The following is a 21547-nucleotide window of genomic DNA, read 5'->3' on the forward strand; positions in this document are numbered from 1 at the left end:
TATGAGCGCAGGAACACAGGTACACGCCAATCTGACCGAAGAACAGGTACGCGAAATCAGCGGCGACCTCGACGAGCCCGAGTGGCTCTTAGAGACCCGTCTCGAGGCCCTCGAGGCCCTCGACTCCCTCGACATGCCCGACGTCATCAAGACGCCGGGACGGGAGTGGACGAACCTCTACGAGCTGGACTTCGAGTCCCTCGTGGACCCGCTGAACGCGGCCGAGAATAAGGATCAGGTCGGTCCCGACGAGGCCAACGTCCTCTCGTGGGCCGACGCGGTCCAGGAACACGAGGAGCTCCTCAAGGAGCACTTCGGCAGCATCGTCGATCCCCAGGAAAACTACCTGACGGCGCTCTCGACGGCGCTCTTTAGCACCGGGACGGTCATCTACGTCCCCGAAGGCGTCGACGCCGAGGACGTCGCTATCCGAACCGAGCAGAACTCCCGCTCGCTGTTCAACTACACGCTCGTCGTCACCGAGGAGTCGTCCTCGGTCACGATCCTCGAGCGACAGTCGACCGGCGAGGAAGCCGAGGAGCAGTACTACAGCGGCGTCGTCGAAGTCGCCGCCGGCGAGAACAGCTACGTCCAGTACGGCAGTCTCCAGAACCTCTCGGAGGAGGCCTACAACTTCACCGTCAAGCGCGGCGTCACCGACACCTACGCTACGATCGACTGGATCGAGGGCAATCTCGGCACGCAGCTGACCAAGACCGAGGTCTCGACGGAGCTTCGCGGCGACTCCTCGGAGACGCAGATCGTCGGGGCCTTCTACGGCCACAACGATCAGCACTTCGACCTCGATGCGAAGGTCTGGCATCGTGCGGAGCACACGACTGCAGACCTAATCACCCGCGGCGTCATCGACGACATCTCCCGATCGGTCTACGAGGGCGTCCAGGACGTCGGTGCCGACGCCTGGGACACGAGCTCCTACCAGCGCGAGAACACGCTGATGCTCAGCGACGAGAGCGAGGCCGACGCCTCCCCCCAGCTGATCATCAACAACCACGACACCGAGGCCAGCCACTCCGCGACGGTCGGCCAGATCGACGCGGAGGACCTGTTCTACATGACCTCCCGCGGTGTCGATCCCCGCTCGGCTCGCAACATGCTCGTCGAGGGCTTCTTCGTGCCCGTCCTCGAGGAGATCGACGTCGACGAGCTCCGCGACGATCTCGAGGAACTGATCGGCGCGCGGCTCCGTCAACGCGACTAACCGCCGGGCGATAGCGCGGTTTTTACGTTCTTTCGCTTTCGTTCTGCTCTCGCCTCGAGCCGTCTCCGTGTTCTGTCGACTGCGACCGTCCTCACGGCGTCTGACGAGCACTTTTATACGATGATCGGCAATCCGGGGACGATGCAGGCCCTCTCCATCGAACTCGAGGACGAGACCGTCGACGCGCTCGAGGCCGAGCGGGAACTGTTCGGCTTCGAGAGTCGACAGGCGTACGTCCGGTGGATCGTCGAACACCGCGGCTCGATCGACGCCGGAGCGGGGCCTGACCGCGATCGGAAACGGGACCGCCTGCTGGCGGATCACCGCGAGCGCATCACCCGCCTCGAGGAGCGGGTGGCGACGCTCGCGCAGGCGGTCGAGAGCGACCGGGCGGACGGCGAGTCGCGAGCGGCCGACGACTCAGCGGCAAAGACTGCTGACGAGAGCGCCGAACGGACACCCGATGGGGACGAGACCGAGCCGGCCGACCGCGACCGACACCCCGACGGAACGCCGGTGAACCGCGAACCGGTGCTCGAAGTCCACGGTTCGCCCCGAACGGTCCGGCAGGGCCCCGACTCGAGCGTCTCGACCGAATCGACGGACTCGACGGCTCGAGCGGAGCCAGCGGACGGTGAGGGGGACCCGAGTCCGACCACAAGCGAGACGACCGAAACTGAGTCAACCGGAGAGAAGCCCTCCGGCCTGTCGCCCGAACGCGTCGCGCGCATTCGCGAGGACCCCGTCCACGAGGACGCCGGCGTGCTCGGCTCCGTCGAGACCGAGCGACTCGACGAACTCTCCCGACGCGCGGTCGCGACCACGCGAAAGCGCCTGAACCGGGACGTCCAGACCGGCCTCGAGTACACGTCCTCGACCCGGCTGGCCGGCGACGGCGTCCGACCCGGGGAAGATATCACCGAGCTCGACGAACTGTCGATTCCGGGCCGATCCGCGGAGACGATCGAGAAGCGTCGCCGCGCCGTCGGACGGGCGCTGGCCTACCTGCGAGACGAGGACGAGGCGCGTCGCTCAGACTTCGTCGACGCGCTCTACGGGGAGTGTCCGGCCGGCTACGACACGAGCGACGGCTGGTGGCGCTGTATCAAGACGGGGCTCAGACAGGTCGACGCCGTCGACGGCGGTGAGGGGGCGCGCGTCTGGCGGTATCGCGGCTGAACGGATCGCTCAGCGAAACCACTCGCTGTTGAGCCGTTCGTCGTCCCGATACCAGCGAGCGCGAGGTAACCGAATCCGAGGAAGACGGCGACCGCGACAAGGATTCCGATCATTTTCGTGAAAGCTGTTCCAGAGGATACCTAAACCTATCATCGTTTGCGATCATCCATTCCCGCACGCGGGCGATCGTTTCCCGTCGCCCGATAGAGCCGATATCGAACCGCCCGAGTAGGGAGGGTTAAGTATCAGTGGCCCGGACGACCTGATATGAGTCTGGGACAGCGCGTCTCGAGCGACCACCAGCTAGCCCGATTGCTGCAGATCGGGGTCGTGCTGGAGGAGGTCGTCGAGTCACGCGCCGCCCACCACCTCGACTCGCTGCCCCCCGAAGAGCGAGCGGCGATCGACGAGGAGGTGCGGGAGTTGCTCGAGGAGGCCGCCGACGAGTCGGCCGACCACCGCGAGCGGCTCGAGGCGCTGATCGACGATCTCGAGGCCGACACCGTCGCGTACGAGGAAATCAACGCGTTGGTCGACGCCCAGTACGGACCCCCGGAGGACACCGACGGCGTCCTCTACGACCAACTGGCGAACGAGGAAACGGCCTACAAGTTCTACGACGACCTGATCGACGCGATCGAGGCCTCCGAGAGCGAGTTCGCCATCGACCGCGAGCGCCTCCTCGAGACCCTCTACGAGATCCGCGAAGAGGAGAAAGACGGCGTCGAAGAAGTGACCGAGATCATGGAGCACAGAGCATGATCGGGACGGCGGCAGTACGGTCCCCCGCAGATCGAACGCCGTCACTGCGCATCGAGTCCCGGACGCGGGGACGCCGGCGAGGAATCGACGCGACACCGAGCGACACCGACGGAGGGATGCAATGAACACTGCAGACCAATATCTCAAGGCGATCTATCTGGCTCAACGCATCGAGGACGGCCCCGCATCGACCGGCACGCTCGCGGACTTGCTCGAGGTCAGTCCGGCCAGCGTCAACGAGATGATCGGCAAACTCGAGGACCGGGGACTCGTCGACCACGAGAAGTACAAGGGGGCGAGTCTGACCGACGAGGGACTCGGGCGCGCCCACGACGCCCTCCAGACCTACTGTATCATCGAACGCTTTCTCGCGAACGTCCTCGAGGTCGAGGAGTACCAGGACGAGGCCCGCGCCCTAGAGAGCGTCATCGACGATACCGTCGCGGAGCGCCTCGACACGATCATCGACCGGCCGGGCGAGTGTCCTGACTGTTTCGACCCCGAACGGGACGCCTGCGAGCGACTCGAGGTCGGCGACGGCTGTGCGGACTGAGGTAGATCGACTCGTTTTCGCGGCCGGAATTCGGATAGCAGCTGCACGACGCGATTCTCACTGTGGCTCTCCGAACCGAACGTACCGACGCCCGACCAGCGCCGCGAGGGCGAGCGCGGCGATGACGGCGAGTGCGACACCCACGGTGAGCCTCGACCGACTACTGTCTCCTTGCCAGTCGGCCTCGAACACGTCGGCGTAGTAGCTCGCGACCTCCTGGCCGTGGAGCGCCAGTACGACCTCGCGATTGTTCCGGAAGGAGTTCTCGTTCCAGTTGGCGCTGCCGACGACCGCGACCTCGCGGTCGATCACGACGCCCTTGGCGTGAATCTTCTCGAAGGCGTCCGTCTCCTCGACCAGTTCGACCTCGAGCGGGAGCGACTCGTCGTCGGCGAGTCGCTCTACGTCCCGCGCCAATGCCGCGTTCTCGTCGGCGTTGTACTCTGCCGATCCGAGCAGGATACGGACGTCGACGCCGCGGCGGGCGGCCTCGAGGGTCGACTCGAGCAAGGACACGTCGTCGGCGATAGACGGCTGCAGGACGAGGATCTCGTCGTCGGCGCTCTCGAGCAACGAGTTGAGACGGCGTTCGGCGTTGTCCGGTGCGAGCAGGAGTTCGGCGGACTCGACGGGGACCGTCGACGGGTCGTGGGCCGTCGGGTACTCGGGATCGGGCGAGGAAAAGACGGGGCCGTCGTCCACGAACGAAGCGTTCCTGCGATAGGCCGCTCCCGAGGCCGTATCGCGACCCTCGAAGTCCGCGTCGAAGACGGTCGCGAGATCGGCCGCGAGGGACTCGGACTCGAGGCGCACGCCCCAGCCGCGGCTGCTCTCGCCGCCGACGCCCGACGGCTTCCAGTTCTCGGTCGTGACCAGCACGCGGTCGTCGGCCACCGCGTATTTGGGGTGGTGATAGCGGTACCGCGAGTCTGCGCCCCCGATGACGCGAACGTCGACCCCGCCGTCGACGAGCGTCTCGAGGACGCTCTCGGTCGCCGCGGGCGCGCCGCCGACGGGGCTCGATTCAAAGAGCACCGCGACGTCGACTCCGCGGTCGGCCGCGGCGACGAGTTCGTCGGCGACCGCCTCGGACGTAAACGTGTAGCCGGCCAGCAGCAGGCGGTCGTCGGCGCCACGGAGCGTCTCGAGGGGCACCGCGGGCGAGTCGGGGAGGACGAACGCCGTGGCGTCCGCGACGTCGGCCGTCGAGACCGGGAGGCAGGTCGCGTCGCGGGGATGCCAGTCGCCGGCTGCGGGGTCGCCGGCGGTCGGCTCGTCGGTCTCGCCGCCGTTGCGGTACCACCGTTCCGCCGTCGGCGCTCGATCGTACGCGACCGCGTCGACGGTCGTCGTCTCGTTCCGGAGCTCCAGGGTGTCTCCGTCGACGGCGAGTCGCAGCGTCCCCTCGAGTTCGACCACCGGGTACTCGGTCAGTCCGCCGGTGACGTTCGGCGCCGTGCTCGCGGCGACGCGGCCGGTGACGGTCTCGTTCGGGAGTTCAGCCGTGGTATGGCCGTCGGTAAGCGTCCAGTTCTCGAATCGGGTCTCCGGGGGAACCTCGAGGACGAGATACTCGCCGACGTTGTCGCGAATCGTGGGATTCGGGTAGAGTTCGACGATCCGGGGCGCGGTACCGGTCGCGTTCGCCGGTCGCTCGCCGGCGTCGGGGACCGACCCGTTGCCATCGGTTAGCTCGTCCGACGAGGGCGTCGATTCCATCGCACCGATCGGACACGCGGGGCTGGTCCCGTCGCCGTTAGCGTCGGCTCGAGACGCCACGTCGCCGGGAGCTCCGTCGCTCGTCGCGGTGTTGACGGCGACGATTCCGAACCCCAACAGGGTGCCGGCGGCGAGGCTGACGCTCACGAGCGCGACGAGGACCGCGCGTCGGTACTCCATCGGGCGCTCTGGCCGCGCGTTCGGATATAAAGGTCAGGTCGAAAACGGAGTGCGAGATTCAGAAGGGAAGGGGAGGAAATCGGGTCGGTCCCGTTCGCGTCGCGTTCAGGCTGCGGGTTCGGTCGCGGCCTTCTCGGCCTCGGCCTGGACGAGATACGCGCGGTCGTCCCCGTAGTCGGCGACGATCTCGAGGGCCTCGGTGGTGCCGATCTGGTTTAACGCCCAGGCAGCGCTGGCGCGGACGCGGTCCTGTTCGTCGTCGGCCAGCACGTCCGCGAGCGGCTCGACGGCGCGGGTGTCACCGATCAGGCCGAGCGCGCGTGCGGCCCAGCTGCGGACGTCCGGCTCATCGGCGACCAGCTGCTGGGCGATCGGCTCGACGGCGTCCTCGGCGCCGATCTCGCCGAGCGCGCGGAACGCGGGTCGCTGGAGGTTAGGGTTCGAGTCGACGTAGTCGACCAGCGCCTCGACGACCTCGTCGTCGGCGATCCCGATCTTGCCCAGGATGCGCATCGCGGCCTGGTCGCGGCGGCCCGCCTTCTGGATCATGGGTTCCATGGCCTCCTCGGGACCCATGCGTTCTAAGGCCTCGAGGCAGTGTTCCTCCATGTAATCGGAGTCGAAGGTCTCGTAGGCAAGCAGGATCATGTCGACGTTGCCGCGCTTCTCGTGGACCTTCAGGGCGTGCCACTCCGGCGGGAAGTCCTTGACGTGGTCGAGCACGTCGTAGAACCCTTCGCGGCGCAGTTGCTCGCGGATCTCGAGGTCGGTCCACTCGGTCGCGTCGTCGATGTCGGCCTCGAGGTCGTCCGTGGCCTCGAGCAGGCCGGCGATCGTCTCGGCGTCGTCGTCGGCGTCGAGTTCGGCGTCCTCGACGGCCGCGGCCGCCGCGTCGAGGGTCGCGTCTAACTGCTCCGGAACGTCCTCGCCCTCGTTGCTCAGGGTGAGCGACGTGCCGAGCAGATCGTTGACCTCGTCGAGGAAGTCGTCGACGGCCTCGATCAGTTCGGCGTTGCCCTCCTCGGTCCAGCGGGTGCCCGTGATCGTCCCGCTGGCGCCGTTGATGTCGCTGACGACGTCCTCGCCGTAGGGACCGCGCTGGTCCTCCAGATCTGACTCGAGATCAGAGACGTCGCTCTCGATGTCGTCGTAGCGCTCCTGGAGTTGCTCCTCGGGCGCGGGTTCGGCGTCCTCGTCCTCGTCTTCGTCCTCCTCGGTTTCCGGCGGATCGGGGATCTCGATCTCCTCGAACTCCTCGCGGAAGGACTCGATGTCGGCCTCGACGACGTCGAGATCGTCCTCGGTCTCGGCGGCCTCGAGCTCGCTCTCGAGGGCTTCGACGTCGTCCTCGAAGGCCGCGAGCGCCTCGCGGATCGCCTCGAGATCGACCGGTTCGGACTCCTCCTCGGCCGGTTCGTCCGCTCCGTCCTCGGCTGCCTCGTCATCGCTCATGGTACCACCCGGTCCTGTCTCTGGACCCGGAGATGACGCCGACGCGTGGCAGTGTACATACCCTACGGTCGTCCCAGCAGCGCCCTAAGCGTTTCCATGCGCGTCGGGCGCCGTCGACTGGGCCTCCTCGCGCCAGTAGAACCAGGGGCTCAGCGTCATGTACGCGATGCCCAGCGTCAACAGCGCGTAGGGGAACGTGCGACCGGCGAACTCGGGGATCAAGATCGCCAGTGCGTGGACGACCCCCATGATAGCCGCATCGCGGGCGAGCAGGTCGGGGTACTCGATGCGCGAGACCATCAGGTAACAGAACGCGGCCGTCACCGCGAGGACGAGCCACGGGTTGGTCGTGCCGGCGAGGATCGCCGCGCCGATGATCGTCGCCGCCAGCGTCGTCTGAATACCCTCGGTGTAGTTACCGCTGACGTCGAAGGCCGTGTACATGCCGAGGCGGGTAACGGCCATCGCGACGAACAGCGCGCAGGTCCCGGTCGCCAGGAGGAGTTCGCCCGTCATCGCGTCGAACCCAAGTTCGAGGCCGTCGATGATGACGACGAAGGCGACGACTGCGGGGGCGACCGCGAAGGAGGCGACGTCGGCCAGCGAATCGAGGTAGGGACCGACGTCGGTGCCGCCGTAGCGGCGGGCGAGGATTCCGTCTAACCCGTCCGCGATCGCCGCCAACAGGATGAGGCGTGCGGCGAGCGCGATGTCGACGAAGGCGACGACGACGGCGACGAATCCCAGCGCGGCGTTAGCGATGGTCACCGCGTCGGCGACGCCCAGTCGCCCGACGAACCGGGGGAGCATACTCCCGGATTCGGCATGGAGGTCCCTTACGTGTTTTCGTTTCGCCACCGACCCTCGAGGTTTCGACGATCGAACCGGGGCGGTTATATTCGGATGCTCCAAAGCCACTGGTATGAATCGGCGCGTCTATCTCGCCGCCGTCGGATCCACCGTTTCGGCCGGATTGGCGGGCTGTTCGGCCGTCACCAGCCCCTTCAGGAACGACGATCCCTGCGACGGCCAGAGCTGTACCATCGGGATGAATCGGAACGCCTTCCTCCCCGACGAGTACGAGGCCAGCGTCGGCGAAACCGTCGTCTGGAAGAACACCAGCGAAGCCATCCACACGGTGACGGCCCGCGAGGCGAGCCTTCCCGAGGGCGCCGACTACTTCGCGACCGGCGGCTTCGAGGACGAACAGACGGCGATCGACGCCTGGCACGAGTCCCAGGGCGGGAAACTCGAGACCCGCGAGACGTTCGAGCACACGTTCGAGGTGCCGGGAACCTACACCTACATCTGCGAACCCCACGTCGGCGCCGGAATGACCGGCAAGATCATCGTCTCCGAGTGAGACGGTCCGACGGACGCGTTTTCTGCCAGTGACTCGAGTCTAGTTTTGATCGAGTTCGACCGTTGGAGTCGTGCGCTCGAGGGGACGACTGGGAGAGTCTCGGTGGAACAATCCCGACGAAACTCGTCGGTTCGGGCTCGTAATGGGAACCGATATCGTATCGGTGGCTCGCCGGATAGAAATTATTTCGTTTTCGAGTACTTTTCCCACTTCCATACGATTTTAGATAGTTTGTGGGCGATCGCCGGATCGGCCACACATGGCCTCTACGGGGCTAAATCGACACCAATTCACAATGATTGGGGAAGACGTGACATGCGGCGAGAAGAATCCTCCATGTTTATACATCGTGGCGATGGTGAGTTACGTATATGTCCGAAACCGGGGCGGAGACCCGTCCGCTGGTCCGAGAGCTTCCAGACCCGACGACAGCGTCGAACGTCCGGTACGACCCGTCGTTCGAGGAACTCCGCGACCTCGCGGCCGACGACGAGACGACGACCGAGTTCGGATCGCCGTCGTACGTCAGCGAAACGCGATCCCGAAGCGCCGATCTGACGAAAAACGCCGTCGACGCCGCGTTCGACGAGCGCGACCACGAACTCGTCGACGACGCGATCGCCCGCGCGGGCGACCGCGAGATGGTCTGCGTCGATCGGCTGATGGGACGCCATCCCGACGCGACCTTCTGTTGCCGACTGTTCATCCCCGTCGAGCACGCCCACATCGCGCTGGGCTGGCGGGACCTGTTCGAACCGTCGGACGGTCGAGAGCCCGACCTCTATACGGTCATGGACCCCGACTACGACGAGACCGCCGTCCGCGTCCTTCCCGACGAGGGCTTTACGGCCGTCCTGGGGACCGATTACATCGGCGAGGCCAAGAAGTCGTTCCTCCGGCTGTACATGTACCAGATCAAGGAACAGGGCGGCCTCGGCCTCCACGCGGGCAGCAAGCGCGTCCGCGTTCGTAACGAGGAGGGCGACCTCCAGACCGTCGGTCAGGTGTTCATGGGCCTGTCGGCGACCGGCAAGTCGACGCTCACCTCCCACGGCTGCTGGCTCGAGGACCCCGAAGACGCCACGATGCTCCAGGACGACGTCTGCGGCCTCCTGCCCGACGGCACCGTCGCCGGCAGCGAGGGCGAGGGGCTGTTCATCAAGACCATCGGCCTCGACGCCGAGGAACAGCCCGAACTCTACGAGGCCGCGACCCACGAGTCGGCCGTCTTCGAGAACGTCGCCGTCGACGACGACGGGACGGTCCACTTCGACGAGGATCGCTACACCTCGAACTCCCGGGCGGTCGTCCAGCGCGACCAACTCGAGAGCGCCGACGAGGAGATCGACTTAGAGCGGATGGACCAGGCCTTCTTCATCACCCGGAATCCGCTGATGCCGCCGGTCGCGAAGCTCACGGACGACCAGGCGGCCGTCGCCTTCATGCTCGGCGAATCGATCGAGACCAGCGCCGGCGATCCGTCACGCGCGGGCGAGTCGATCCGCGTCGTCGGGACCAACCCCTTCATCATCGGCCCCGAGGGCGAGGAGGGGAACATCTTCCGGGACCTCATCGAGGCGCTGGACATCGAGTGTTACGTCATCAATACGGGCTATCTCGGCGAGAAATCCAAAGACATCGGCGTCGAGGAGTCCGTGACCGTCCTCACCGAAACCGCTCGCGGGACGATCGAATGGACCGACGACGATCGCACCGGGCTGACGATCCCCGAGAGCGTGCCCGGATTCGACATCGGCGAGTACTACGTCCCCGACCACGTCGAGGACTACGACGAGGCCGTCGCGGAGCTGCGAGCCGAACGTCGCGACTACCTCGAGCAGTTCGACGAACTCCGCGAGGAGATCAAAGACGCCGTCTACTGATCGGGACCGCCTGCAGAGCGAGTCTCGCGTCAGTGTCGGTACTGCCGGTTTCAGTTCGGACCCTCGTTTTCGGAATTTCCGTTTCGTAACTGCGAGCACGCAGTCGTCTGCCCGCTACCGACAGGCACGCGACCGCCGGTACTCTCTCTCGTCGTCGAGTCCGAAACCACACGGATCAAAACCCGCTCGAGACGGAGTCAACAGCCCGAACCTAACCGGAAGACTATTTACTCATAACTGAGTATCCATTGTATGTATTGGCACGATCTCGTCTTTCTCGGTGGCAGTTTACTCACCGTCGTCGCGTTGCTCCCGACGCTGCGCGACCTCGACGCGCGAATCCCGCTGGCGACCAGCATCCCCAAGTTCGCGCTCGCCGTGATCTATGCCGGAACCTTCTACTCGCTGGGGATGACGTTCTCGGCGATCGGACTGCTGGGGACCGCAGTCATGTGGTCGCTCGTCGTTCGGTACCGCTCTCCGACGGGGCGATACCTCCCGACCGGTCAGTCGGAACCGCCGGTCGACGGCACGACGGTGGCGGAACCGAGCCAGCGTCTCGGCACCGACGGCGACCGACTCTAAGTCCCGCTCGGCGTTGCCCGCGACCCACGCCGATCGATCGAACGCTGTTATCGGCCCGCTAATTTTAAATCCTCCAAAAATCGTGAACGAATCCGGGGCAGAAGTTGCCGCACACGGATAGTGTTATATGCGTTCAGTTCCCACGGTCGACAATGAGCGCGCAAGTACAACCGCCGACTGCCCGCGTCTGCGAACGGTGCGGTCGAACCGAGCGATGGGACGACAACCTCGAGGCCTGGCAAATCGCCCGCGAAGACGGCGAAAAGCAGGTCGGCAATCCACACTGCATTCACGAGTGGGACATCAACGGAACGTTCAATCCCGTCACCGGCAACGTAAACGCGGACTGACGAGGGCGGCCGTCCGGACCGACGCGGATCCCCGGTGCTAGAGCTTTGCGGTCATCTCGTGACGACGGCGTCACGGGACTTTTCTCCGTCTCGAGCGTAGCCGACGACACGAATGCCAACGGTCTACATCACGGCTCCGCCGTCCGAAGCGGATAGAATCGCCGAGACGCTCGTCGAGGACCGACTCGCGGCCTGCGTCAACCGACTGTCGACGACCTCCACCTACCGCTGGGAGGGCGAGGTTCACCGCGACGACGAAGCCGTTCTGCTCGCGAAGACGACCGCCGACGCCTACGACGACCTGATCAACCGCGTCGAAGCGATCCACCCGTACGACGTCCCCTGTATCGAACGCTTCGACGAGGCCCACGTCCTCGAGTCGTTCGCCGAGTGGCGGACCGAAAGCGTCGAGTAACGGCCGCGGCCGCGAGGCGTACGACACCGTATCACAGACCTCACTGCCCGAATTAGCAACCCTTAAAACTCGCGCACGGGTTGTGACGGGTATGGCTGGAACCATCGAAGTGCTCGTTCCGGGTGGCCAGGCCAACCCTGGCCCACCGCTCGGTCCCGAGCTCGGACCGACCCCTGTCGACGTACAGGCGGTCGTACAGGAGATCAACGACCAGACGGAAGCGTTCGACGGCACCGAAGTCCCCGTCACCGTCGACTACGAGGACGACGGCTCCTTCGAAATCGACGTCGGTGTCCCGCCGACGGCCGAACTGATCAAGGACGAAGCTGACTTCGAGACCGGCAGCGGCGAGCCCCAGAAAGACTTCGTCGCGGATCTGTCGGTCGAACAGGTCAAACAGATCGCCGAGCAGAAACACCCCGACCTGCTCGCCTACGACGCGAAAAACGCCGCGAAGGAAGTTGTCGGCACCTGCGCCTCGATGGGCGTCACCATCGAGGGCAACGACGCTCGAGAGTTCAAGCAGCGAGTCGACGACGGCGAGTACGACGACGTGCTGCTCGACGAAGCGGCAGCGTAGTCGACGAACACTTCATCGTTCTTGTAGTCGACACGGGAGTGTCGTTGCGAGTGCTCGGAACGCGAGTAGAACGAGTGTGTCGGTGTGTTTCGACGACGGAGTGACGGCGTACTCGACGACTCCTCGAACCGGGAACGCACCGCGTATCCTTCGTTCGTACCGCCGACCGATAGCGTAGCTGCGGCGGTCGCCCGCACGCCGTTTACTCGGCCGCTATGGCTGGTTTGCCGGTCCCTACTCGCTTCCGAACGCGGCTTCACGAGAGCCCGACGAGAGGCGAACGGAGCCGTAGCTGTGACCTATCCCGCGTTCGGGTGCGCGTACCGAATCATATTGTGATAATAACAAATGATTCGTGGCTGTTGGAGCCTCGGTATGCGAGTGACCTATCTCGAGTCGGCAGCGATTCTCGTCGAAGACGAGCAGACGTCGATTCTCTGTGATCCCTGGCTGGTGGACGGCGCGTACTACGGCTCGTGGGCCCACTACCCCGAACCCGAGTTCGATCCGGAGGATTTCAACGACGTCGACTACATCTACATCTCGCACATCCATCCGGACCACTTCGATCCCGACACGCTCGAGCGCATGGACAGGGACATTCCGGTGCTCGTCCACGACTACCGGTGGGACTACCTCCACGACGCCGTCGCCGCGCTGGGGTTCGACGTGATCGAGCTGTCCCACGGCGAGCGCACGCCGCTCGAGGGCGACATGCACATCAACGTGCTCGCGGCCGACGGCTGCGATCCGGAGCGCTGCGGGAACTACTTCGGGTGTACGTGGTACGACGACGACGCGGAGGAGCCGGGCTCGACGCAAGTCGACTCGATGGCGGTTATCGACAACGGGGAGCAGACGGTTGTCAACACCAACGACGTGCCGTTTTCGATCGCCGAGTCGGTCTGTCGGACCGTCGCCGACGAGTACGGGACGATCGATCTCCTCTGTCACCAGTACAGCGCGGCGCAGTTCTACCCCCAGGCCGTCACCGATTACAGCCACGAGAAGAAGCTCCGCGAACGCGACCGGGTCATCCGCGAGAAACACGAGCGCGCGCTCAAGTTCATCGACATCTTCGAACCTCGTTTCTACATGCCATTCGCCGGCGAGTACGTGCTGACGGGCGATCTCGCCCACTTGAACGAGTACACGGCGAATCCGCCCCGCGAGGAAGCGCTCGAGTTCTTCACCGACGCCGTCGACCCCGACGACCACGAGTGCGTCTTCTTGAACTCCGGCGAACACATCGACCTCGAGACCGGCGAGCGATCCGCGCCGTTCGAGCCGGCGGACCCGGACGCGAAGCGCCGCTACATCGAGGAGGAACTGGCGTCGCGATCGTTCGAGTACGAGGCCGACCCGATGCCGACGCTGTCGGAGCTCCAGGCGTACGTCCCCTACGCCTACGAGAGTCTCGAGGAGAAGCGCGAGCGGATCGGGTACAGCACCGAGACGACGGTCCTGATCTCGCTGGTCGACGATGTCTATCTCGAGCTCTCGATGAACGGCGGCGGCTACCGGTACGTCTCCGATCCGCGCCCCGTGGAGTACGACGGCTACGTGAAACTCGAGGTCGACGCACGGCTCGTAAAGCGGCTGTTCGAGGGACCTCACAGCGCCTACTGGGCGGACGCGAAGATCGGCTCGCACCTGGGAGTCCAGAAGGAGCCGGACATCTACGAACGCGGGTTGTTCCTCTGTCTCGGGTCGTTCCACACCCACGGCTACGACGTGCCCATCGAGGCGGACGCGACGGCGAGTGCGAAAGCGACACAGGACTAGTCACGGCGTCTGGCGACGTTCGGGTGTGACGTCTCGTTGGTCTCGTTCGTCGGTCGACCGCCGGGTTAGATCTTGTTCGCGGGGGGGACGGTGCGGTCGTCGGGCCGGGACGTCCCGCCGGTAGCCATAATCACGCGCACGCCCGCGCCGATCCCGAGGGCGCCGGCGAAACCCGCTACGACGACGGTCAGCGCAAGCGAGAAACCGGCGATGCCGGCGAGTAGACTACCGAGGAAGATACCCACCGAGAGGCGGTCGCGGCCGAGCCGTGCCGCGATCGACCGTCCGAACGCGACGAAACCGAGGGCGGTGAACGCGGGCACGATCGTTCCGCCGAGGACGATCATCGGAATCCCGAAGAACGGTCCCAGATCCGTACCGAGTATCAGGTACCCCGTACTGCCGATTCCGACGACGACGAGCAGTCCCGGCAGGCCGACGCAGATCGAAATAACCGGGCTCCGGCGGGCCTTCGTTACCGTTCGCGGGGCGTACCCCTGAAGCAATCCGAGCACCACGGCCGCGAACACGAACGCCCCGGCGAACAGGAGCCCCGCCCGCTCGAGCGGGCCGATCGTTTCCAGCGTTTCGAAGCCGAGTCCGCCGATCGTCAGCGGCGTAATCGACCCAGTTCCCGTCGCCCCACTAACACTATATAAATCTAATGGCCACATACAGGAAATATACACAATCAAGTAATATAATATTTTCGCTCGCCGGCTGTATTCCTGTGCTTCCCGGCGAGACGGATGCTCGCGTTTCCCGAGCGAACCGAAAAGCGCGCGGTTCGTCAGCTGATAGTTCGAACGGTACAGAGACTCACGCGTATCGACGAGGTCAGCGCTGGCAGTTCGACGGGTTTAAGTTCGGCATGGCACTCCGTTCAAAGGAGACAGGCCTAGCCTGTTTCACTGACCCGTAGGAGCACTCCTGCGTACTACGGAGGTGAACGATGGCAGATTCGGATATTGAAACAGCAGTCGCTCGCGCACTCGAGGACGCCCCCGATCGGAACTTTACCGAGACGGTCGACCTCGCGATCAATCTGCGCGACCTCGACCTAAACGAACCGTCGAACCGAGTTGACGAGTCTATCGTCCTGCCGTCCGGAACCGGCCAGGATACGCGAATCGTCGTCATTGCCGAGGGAGAAACCGCCGTCCGCGCCGAAGAGGCGGCGGACGAGGTTCTCTCGGAAGACGACGTGGCCGATCTGGACGATGACGAGGCCAAGGACATGGCCGACGAGACGGACTTCTTCATCGCCGAAGAGGCGATGATGCAAGATATCGCCCGGCACCTGGGTACCATTCTCGGTCCCCGAGGGAAGATGCCGGACCCGCTCGCGCCCGACGACGACGTCGTCGAGACCGTCAACCGGCTCAAAAACACCGTGCAGCTTCGCTCCGGCGACCGACGAACGTTCCACACGCTCGTCGGCGCCGAGGACATGGATGCGGAGAACATCGCCGACAACATCGACGTCATCCTGCGTCGCCTGCACGCCGACCTCGAGAAGGGGCCCCAGAACATCGACGCCGTCTACGTGAAGACTACGATGGGGCCGTCCGTGGAGGTGGCCTAATATGAGCGCACAGGCTGAACGCAAGACCGAGAACCTTCCCCAGTGGAAGCGAGAGGAAGTCGACGAGCTCCAGGAGATCATCGAGAGCTACGACAGCGTCGGCATCGTCGGCATCACCGGCATTCCGAGCAAGCAGCTCCAGGACATGCGCCGTGATCTGCACGGTACCGCCGAGCTCCGCGTCAGCCGCAATACCCTGCAGGTCCGCGCACTGGAGCAGTCCGGACTCGAGGACCTCGTCGATCACGTCGAGGGCCAGGTCGGGATCGTCGGCACGAACGACAACCCGTTCACGCTCTACAAGGAGCTCGAGGCGTCGAAGACGCCCGCCCCGATCAACGAGGGCGAGGTCGCCCCGAACGACATCGTCATCCCCGAGGGTGACACCGGGGTCGACCCGGGACCGTTCGTCGGCGAACTCCAGAGCATCGGTGCCAACGCACGGATCGAAGAGGGTTCGATTCAGGTCATGGAGGACTCGACGGTCCTCGAGGCCGGCGGCGAAGTCTCTGCTGATCTGGCGAACGTCCTCAACGAGCTCGGGATCGAGCCCAAGGAGGTCGGACTCGACCTTCGCGCCGTCGTCGCCGACGGCGTCCTCTTCGACCCCGAGGACCTCGACATCGACGTCGAGGCCTACGAGAGCGACGTGTCGACCGCCGCTGCACGCGCACGGAACCTCGCGATCAACGCGAGCTTCCCGACCGCGTCGACGGCGCCGACGCTCATCGCCAAGGCCACGGGCGAGGCCAAGAGCCTCGGCCTGCAGGCCGCGATCGAGGACGAAGAGCTAATGCCCGACCTCGTCAGCAAGGCCGACGCACAGCTGCGTGCGCTCGCGGCCCAGATCGACGACGAGGAGGCGCTGCCTGAGGAACTACAGGACGTCGACGTGTCCGCCGATTCGGCGGCCGCCGACGAGGGCGAGGACGAATCGGCTGACGAAGACGACGACACCGAAGCTGACGCCGACGAGGCCGACGCCGACACCGACGATGACGACGACGACGGCGGTGACGGCGGGGCCGGTCTCGGCGAGATGTTCGGATAATCACTACTGGAGGACACTACAATGGAATACGTTTACGCTGCACTCATCCTGAACGAATCGGGCGAAGAGATCAACGAAGACAACCTGACCGACGTGCTCGACGCTGCCGGCGTCGACGTCGAGGAGTCCCGAGTCAAGGCGCTTGTCGCCGCGCTCGAGGACGTCGACATCGACGAGGCAGTCTCCGAGGCCGCCGCGGTCCCCGCGGGCGGAGCCGCCGCAGGCGGCGCCGCGGCCGGTGACGCCGGCGGCGACGAAGGCGGCGAAGAGGAAGAGGCCGAAGAGACCAGCGACGTCCCGGACACGACGGACGAGGACGACGACGAAGACGACGACGCCGGCGGCGAGGGCCTCGGCGAGCTCTTCGGCTAAGTCGCGACGCGACGATTTCAGCAACCTCGATTTTCTTTCGATGCGACGGACGAACAGCTACTTCTCCGTGCCGCGAGACGAACAGCGTGTGACGACCGCCGTCTACTTCGATCTCGACGGAACGCTGTGTACCTACGCGGTCCCGTTCGCGGACCTGTTCGAGGCGACCGTCTCCCCGTACGGCGAGTCGAGCGACGCCGCCTACGAGACGTACGTCGACCGCCTGCTCGAGGCCCTCGAGCGCTGCGAGGCCGACCCCTACCGCGAGGCGTTCGGGGCGGTCGCGACCGCGACGGAACTCGACGCGACGCCGGAGACGCTCGCTCGGGAGTACCGCCAGCGAGAACTCGAGGCTACTACTGCGCCGGCCGCGGCGACGCAGACCGTCGAGCGAGTCGGAAAGACCTGTCCGACCGGAATCCTGACGAACGGCAACGGGCGACAGCAGCGGGCGAAAGTCGAGCGCCACGGATTCGACGAATCGATCGACGAGATCGTCGTCTCGAGCGACGTCGGCGCGTGGAAACCCGACCGACGGATCTTCGACGCCGCGATAGAGCGGCTGCCGGCCGACGAGTACGTGTTCGTCGGCGACGACTACGAGGCCGATATCGTCGGCGCACGCGACGCCGGACTCCGGACGGTGTACGTGACGGGAGATGACGGTCCCGAGGGCAACGAGCCCGCAGCGGCCGCCGACGCCGTCGTCTCGAACGTCGAGGAGTTACTCGAGCCCGAATCCCTTCCGGCACCCGTTCGGAAGCCGTTCGAGTCGTCGCGCTGAGCCGACCGGCCGGAAGCGATAGAGTGACGCGGAACCGTTCGGAGAAACGACATGATCGGCCACGTCGGGCTCCAGTAGGCCGGGAGCGCCTGGATCGCAGTGACCCGACCGGAGACGGCGCCGGTCGCCGATACGACGCCGCGTTCGCTCCGACAATTCCGAACGCCATGGCGATCGGTTCCTCGCCCCGTCGTTCGATCGACCCTCGAGTTTATCCGACGAGCCGCGGCCAGAGGGAGCGATGGCCGCTGTCCCCGCGTCGGTCGAGATCCTCGCCGAGCCGTCGCTGACGCTGGGACTGCTCGCGTGGCTCCTGGCCGGCGCGGCGCTGGGCTGCTGTAGCGGGCTCGTCCCGGGACTCCACGCGAACAACTTCGCCCTCCTGCTCGCCGGCTTCGCGCCGTCGATCCCCGGCCGGCCGCTGTTCGTCGGCTGCGCGATGCTCGCGGCCGGCGTCGTCCACACGTTCGTCAACGCCGTTCCCGCGATGGCGCTCGGGGTGCCCGACGCCGAGATGGCCGTCACCGCGCTGCCGGGCCACCGGCTGGTCCTCGAGGGCCGGGGCTACGAGGCGATCCGGCTCTCGGCGCTGGGCAGTCTGCTCGCGGTCCTCGCGGCGGTTCCGCTCGCCGTCCCGGTCACGCGGGGCGTGACGGCCGCGTATCCGGCGATCCGGACCCACCTCTCAGTCGTGCTGGCGATGGTCGTCGTCGCGCTGATCGCGTCGGAACGGACGTGGTGGACCCGCCTCGGCGGCCTCGTTTCGTTCGCGCTCGCCGCGACGCTCGGCGTGCTGACGCTCGATCTCGCGACGGACGCGCCCCTCGAGGCCGGCGGGATGCTCGCGCCGCTGTTCGCGGGCCTGTTCGGCGCGCCGGTGTTGATCGACGCGATCCGCGGCGGCGGGGTGCCGCCACAGCGCGACGAGTCGATCGCGATGTCCCGACCGCTCGTCGGCGGGACGGCCATCGCCGGGGCGCTGGCGGGCGCCGTGGTCGGCTACGTTCCGGGCATCTCGGCGGCGATCGCCGCCGTCGCGGTCCTGGTGGTCGTCCCGGGACGATCCGGCGACCGCGGCTACATCGTCGCGACGAGCGGCGTCGACACGGCGAATACGATTTTCGCGCTGTTCGCCCTGGTCGCCATCGGCCAGCCTCGGACCGGCGTGATGGTCGCTTTCGACGCCGTAAACGCGCCCCTCGAGTTGCCGGTCCTGGTCGCTGGAATCGTCCTCGCCGGCTGCGTCGGCTTCGTCCTCGTGATCGTCGTCGGGGACGCCTATCTCGACCTCGTCGGTCGGACGGACTACTGGAAGATTTCGGTCGCCGTCCTCGCGCTCCTGTGCTGTCTCTCCTATCTCTTTACGGGGCTCGTCGGTGTCAGCGTCTTCGCTGTCGCGACCGCGGTCGGACTGGTTCCGATTCGCGTCGGCGCCCGCCGCGTCCACCTGATGGGCGTGCTGATCGGCCCGCTGATCGTCGGCGCGTGACCGCCGCGGCAAAAGTGCTCGCCACCATCTCTGGGTGTGATCCTCACGCAAACGTTTTTTCGCGGAATCAGTGTAGGAACTCGCAGTGTCTTCAAATGGTTGACGCGACCGTCGACGTGATCCACCGGGGTGGTCTCGAGTGCGACCAGAACTACATGATCGAGGGCCAGACCCTCGGAACTCGCGACGAGCCGAATCCGGACCTCGATTACGAGGAGATCCCGGTCTGGAACCTCGTCATCGACCACCCCGAGGCGACGATCCTCTGGGACACGGGCTCTCACCACGAGGCCCTCGAGGGCCACTGGCCGGAGGCGCTCTCGCAGGCGTTCTACCCGCACGACGCCCACGAGCATCGGCTCGACGACGACCTCGAGGCAGCGGGGTACCGCCTCGACGACATCGATGCGGTGTTCCAGACGCACCTGCACCTCGACCACGCCGGCGGACTCGAGTTCTTCGACGGAACGGACGTCCCGATCTACGTCCACGAACGAGAACTCAAGTTCGCCTACTACAGCGCGAAGACCGACAAGGGCAGCGGCGCGTACGTCCTCGAGGACTTCGATCACGACCTGAACTGGGAGGTCGTCCACCGCGACCGCGAGGTGCATTTCACGGACGTCGAGTTCGTCCGGTTCCCCGGCCACACGCCCGGGTTGACGGGCACGGTGATCCACCTCGACGACGACGGGACACTCGTCTTCACCGGCGATCAGGTCTATCAGGCGCCGAACTACGAGGCGGAGGAACCGCTCGGCGCGAGCCTGCTCTGGGGGAAAACCGAGTGGTTCGACAGCCTCCAGCGGATCAAGGAACTCGAGCGCCGCCACGACGCCGAGGTCGTCTACGGCCACGACACCGAGCAGTTCTCCGAGATCGAAGACGGGTGGGGGAACTGATGTCGGGCTACGACCGCTCCGTGTCGGCGCCAGAGCACGACCTCGGGCCGGAGACGGTCTGGCACCTCCAGATGCCCCAGATCCGGTTCGGCCGCAACGCGGTCGAAGAGTTGGGCTTTCAGCTCGCCGATCTGGGTGTCGACGCCGCGGACGACCCGCACGGTCTCGTCGTCACCGACGAGACGCTCGCGGACATCGGCCACGTCGACCGCGTCACGGACCACCTCGAGGACGCAGGCTACGACGTCACCGTCTGGGATGGCGCCGAACGCGAGCCGTCGATCGAGAACGTCGACCGCTGCATCGAGTTCGTCCGCGCGAACGAGGGCGAGGCGGGCTACGACTTCTACGTCGGCTTCGGCGGCGGCAGTTGCATCGACGTCGCGAAGGCCACCCGCGCGGTGATCGCCAACGGCGGGCAGGTACTCGACTACATCGCGGAGCCGACCGGCGCGGGCGAGTCGCTCACCGAGTCGGGCCCGCCGCTGGTACTCATGCCGACGACTGCCGGGACCGGCGCCGAGATTTCGCCGGTCGCCATCCTCTCGGTCGAGGAGCAGGATATCAAGGAGGGGATCTCGAGCAACCACATCCGTGCCGACGCGGCCGTACTCGATCCGACGTTCACGACGACGCTCCCGCCCGAGACGACGGGGAAGACGGCGATGGACGCGCTCGGCCACGCCATCGAGGGGTACACGACCCATCCGTTCGACGGCCTCCTGCGGGCGTCGGATCCGGAGACCCGACCCGTCTACGCCGGTCGGACGGAACTCACCGAGATGTTCTCCGAGAAGGCCATTCAGTTGCTCTCGAGCAACGTCCGGACCGCGGTCCACAACGGCGACGACCTCGAGGCGCGGGCGGCGATGCTCAAGGGCGCCCTCTTCGGCGCCATCGCCGGGCTCACGGCGGGCGCGAGCCTCTGTCACGCGATGGCCTACCCCGTCGGGAACCGGTATCACACCTACCACGGCGAGACGATCGCGGTCCTCACGCCCGCGAGCACGCTGGGGTACAACGTCGCTAGCGACCCCGAGCGGTTCGTTCGCGTCGCGGAGATGCTGGGCGCCGACACCGACGGGCTCGGGACTCGGGAAGCCGCCGACCGCGCTCGAGCGGAGTACGTCCGCCTCCAGCGGGACCTGAACGTGGTCCCCAGCGGACTGAACGAACTCGCCGGCGTCACCGAGGAGGACGTCGACTGGCTCGCGAGCCAGACCGTCGAGACCCAGCAGCGGCTGCTGCGCTGTAACCCGCGACCGGTGACGGAAGCCGACGCGGCGGAAATTTTCCGGGACGCACTGTACAACTGGGAGTAGAGCCGTGTCGGCCG

General features: G+C 65.9%; 22 protein-coding genes. 18 read left to right on the top strand and 4 right to left on the bottom strand.

Annotated elements, in window-relative coordinates; genetic code table 11:
* Position 1 precedes the first annotated feature (1 nt).
* The 4 genes from sufD (at position 2) to C477_RS21870 (ending at position 3716) form a co-directional block, all read left to right on the top strand.
* The gene (sufD, locus tag C477_RS21855; RefSeq protein WP_008896755.1) at positions 2–1222 is read left to right on the top strand and encodes a Fe-S cluster assembly protein SufD; all 1221 of its coding nucleotides are present in this window, start codon (positions 2–4) and stop codon (positions 1220–1222) included.
* A gap of 120 nt (positions 1223–1342) precedes the next feature.
* Positions 1343–2401: a hypothetical protein gene (locus C477_RS21860; protein WP_008896756.1), complete on the top strand. Its 1059-nt coding sequence runs from the start codon at positions 1343–1345 to the stop codon at positions 2399–2401.
* A gap of 267 nt (positions 2402–2668) precedes the next feature.
* Positions 2669–3163, top strand: a complete 495-nt coding sequence (locus C477_RS21865) for a M41 family metallopeptidase (protein ID WP_008896757.1) — start codon at positions 2669–2671, stop codon at positions 3161–3163.
* A 121-nt stretch (positions 3164–3284) separates the two neighbouring features.
* Positions 3285–3716: a metal-dependent transcriptional regulator gene (locus C477_RS21870; RefSeq protein WP_008896758.1), complete on the top strand. Its 432-nt coding sequence runs from the start codon at positions 3285–3287 to the stop codon at positions 3714–3716.
* Between the two features lie 57 nt (positions 3717–3773).
* Here C477_RS21870 and C477_RS21875 read toward each other — a convergent pair whose 3' ends face one another.
* The 3 genes from C477_RS21875 to C477_RS21885 all read right to left on the bottom strand — a co-directional run bounded on the left by C477_RS21875 (position 3774) and on the right by C477_RS21885 (position 7877).
* Positions 3774–5615, bottom strand: coding sequence for a phospholipase D-like domain-containing protein (locus C477_RS21875; RefSeq protein ID WP_008896759.1), 1842 nt, complete (start codon positions 5613–5615; stop codon positions 3774–3776).
* A gap of 105 nt (positions 5616–5720) precedes the next feature.
* Positions 5721–7067, bottom strand: a complete 1347-nt coding sequence (locus C477_RS21880) for a HEAT repeat domain-containing protein (RefSeq protein ID WP_008896760.1) — start codon at positions 7065–7067, stop codon at positions 5721–5723.
* Between the two features lie 84 nt (positions 7068–7151).
* Complete coding sequence (locus tag C477_RS21885; protein WP_008896761.1) at positions 7152–7877, bottom strand: protein sorting system archaetidylserine synthase; 726 nt, start codon at positions 7875–7877, stop codon at positions 7152–7154.
* 112 nt (positions 7878–7989) lie between these two features.
* Between C477_RS21885 and C477_RS21890 the strand changes: the two genes are divergently transcribed.
* From C477_RS21890 to C477_RS21920, 7 genes are all read left to right on the top strand, one after another.
* Positions 7990–8430, top strand: a complete 441-nt coding sequence (locus C477_RS21890) for a cupredoxin domain-containing protein (protein WP_008896762.1) — start codon at positions 7990–7992, stop codon at positions 8428–8430.
* Between the two features lie 371 nt (positions 8431–8801).
* A complete protein-coding gene (locus tag C477_RS21895; RefSeq protein ID WP_008896763.1) occupies positions 8802–10313 on the top strand; it encodes a phosphoenolpyruvate carboxykinase (ATP) in 1512 nt (503 codons plus the stop codon).
* Between the two features lie 252 nt (positions 10314–10565).
* Positions 10566–10898 (top strand): hypothetical protein, encoded by a 333-nt coding sequence (locus C477_RS21900; RefSeq protein WP_008896764.1) that lies wholly within the window; start codon positions 10566–10568, stop codon positions 10896–10898.
* 152 nt (positions 10899–11050) lie between these two features.
* A complete protein-coding gene (locus C477_RS21905; RefSeq protein WP_008896765.1) occupies positions 11051–11248 on the top strand; it encodes an HEWD family protein in 198 nt (65 codons plus the stop codon).
* A gap of 112 nt (positions 11249–11360) precedes the next feature.
* Positions 11361–11663: a divalent-cation tolerance protein CutA gene (gene cutA, locus C477_RS21910; protein ID WP_008896766.1), complete on the top strand. Its 303-nt coding sequence runs from the start codon at positions 11361–11363 to the stop codon at positions 11661–11663.
* Between the two features lie 91 nt (positions 11664–11754).
* Positions 11755–12243, top strand: coding sequence for a 50S ribosomal protein L11 (locus C477_RS21915; RefSeq protein WP_008896767.1), 489 nt, complete (start codon positions 11755–11757; stop codon positions 12241–12243).
* A 375-nt stretch (positions 12244–12618) separates the two neighbouring features.
* Entirely contained in the window at positions 12619–14028 is a 1410-nt protein-coding gene (locus C477_RS21920) for an MBL fold metallo-hydrolase (RefSeq protein WP_008896768.1), read from the top strand.
* A gap of 65 nt (positions 14029–14093) precedes the next feature.
* On the opposite strand, the gene C477_RS21925 is transcribed toward C477_RS21920, so the two are convergent.
* Entirely contained in the window at positions 14094–14702 is a 609-nt protein-coding gene (locus C477_RS21925; RefSeq protein ID WP_008896769.1) for a hypothetical protein, read from the bottom strand.
* A gap of 278 nt (positions 14703–14980) precedes the next feature.
* Here C477_RS21925 and C477_RS21930 point away from each other — a divergent pair, with 278 nt between their 5' ends.
* The 7 genes from C477_RS21930 (at position 14981) to C477_RS21960 (ending at position 21533) form a co-directional block, all read left to right on the top strand.
* Positions 14981–15613, top strand: coding sequence for a 50S ribosomal protein L1 (locus tag C477_RS21930; protein ID WP_008896770.1), 633 nt, complete (start codon positions 14981–14983; stop codon positions 15611–15613).
* Between the two features lies 1 nt (position 15614).
* Positions 15615–16664: a 50S ribosomal protein L10 gene (locus tag C477_RS21935; protein ID WP_008896771.1), complete on the top strand. Its 1050-nt coding sequence runs from the start codon at positions 15615–15617 to the stop codon at positions 16662–16664.
* 21 nt (positions 16665–16685) lie between these two features.
* Entirely contained in the window at positions 16686–17036 is a 351-nt protein-coding gene (rpl12p, locus tag C477_RS21940) for a 50S ribosomal protein P1 (RefSeq protein ID WP_008896772.1), read from the top strand.
* A gap of 40 nt (positions 17037–17076) precedes the next feature.
* Positions 17077–17820, top strand: a complete 744-nt coding sequence (locus C477_RS21945) for an HAD family hydrolase (protein ID WP_008896773.1) — start codon at positions 17077–17079, stop codon at positions 17818–17820.
* A 241-nt stretch (positions 17821–18061) separates the two neighbouring features.
* Positions 18062–19309: a tripartite tricarboxylate transporter permease gene (locus C477_RS21950; protein WP_008896774.1), complete on the top strand. Its 1248-nt coding sequence runs from the start codon at positions 18062–18064 to the stop codon at positions 19307–19309.
* Positions 19310–19404: 95 nt separating this feature from the next.
* Entirely contained in the window at positions 19405–20211 is an 807-nt protein-coding gene (locus C477_RS21955; RefSeq protein WP_008896775.1) for an N-acyl homoserine lactonase family protein, read from the top strand.
* Complete coding sequence (locus C477_RS21960; RefSeq protein WP_008896776.1) at positions 20211–21533, top strand: hydroxyacid-oxoacid transhydrogenase; 1323 nt, start codon at positions 20211–20213, stop codon at positions 21531–21533. The genes C477_RS21955 and C477_RS21960 overlap by 1 nt, the downstream gene beginning before the upstream one ends.
* The last annotated feature ends 14 nt before the right edge of the window (positions 21534–21547 follow it).

The organism is Haloterrigena salina JCM 13891 (assembly GCF_000337495.1).
Lineage (GTDB): Archaea > Halobacteriota > Halobacteria > Halobacteriales > Natrialbaceae > Haloterrigena > Haloterrigena salina.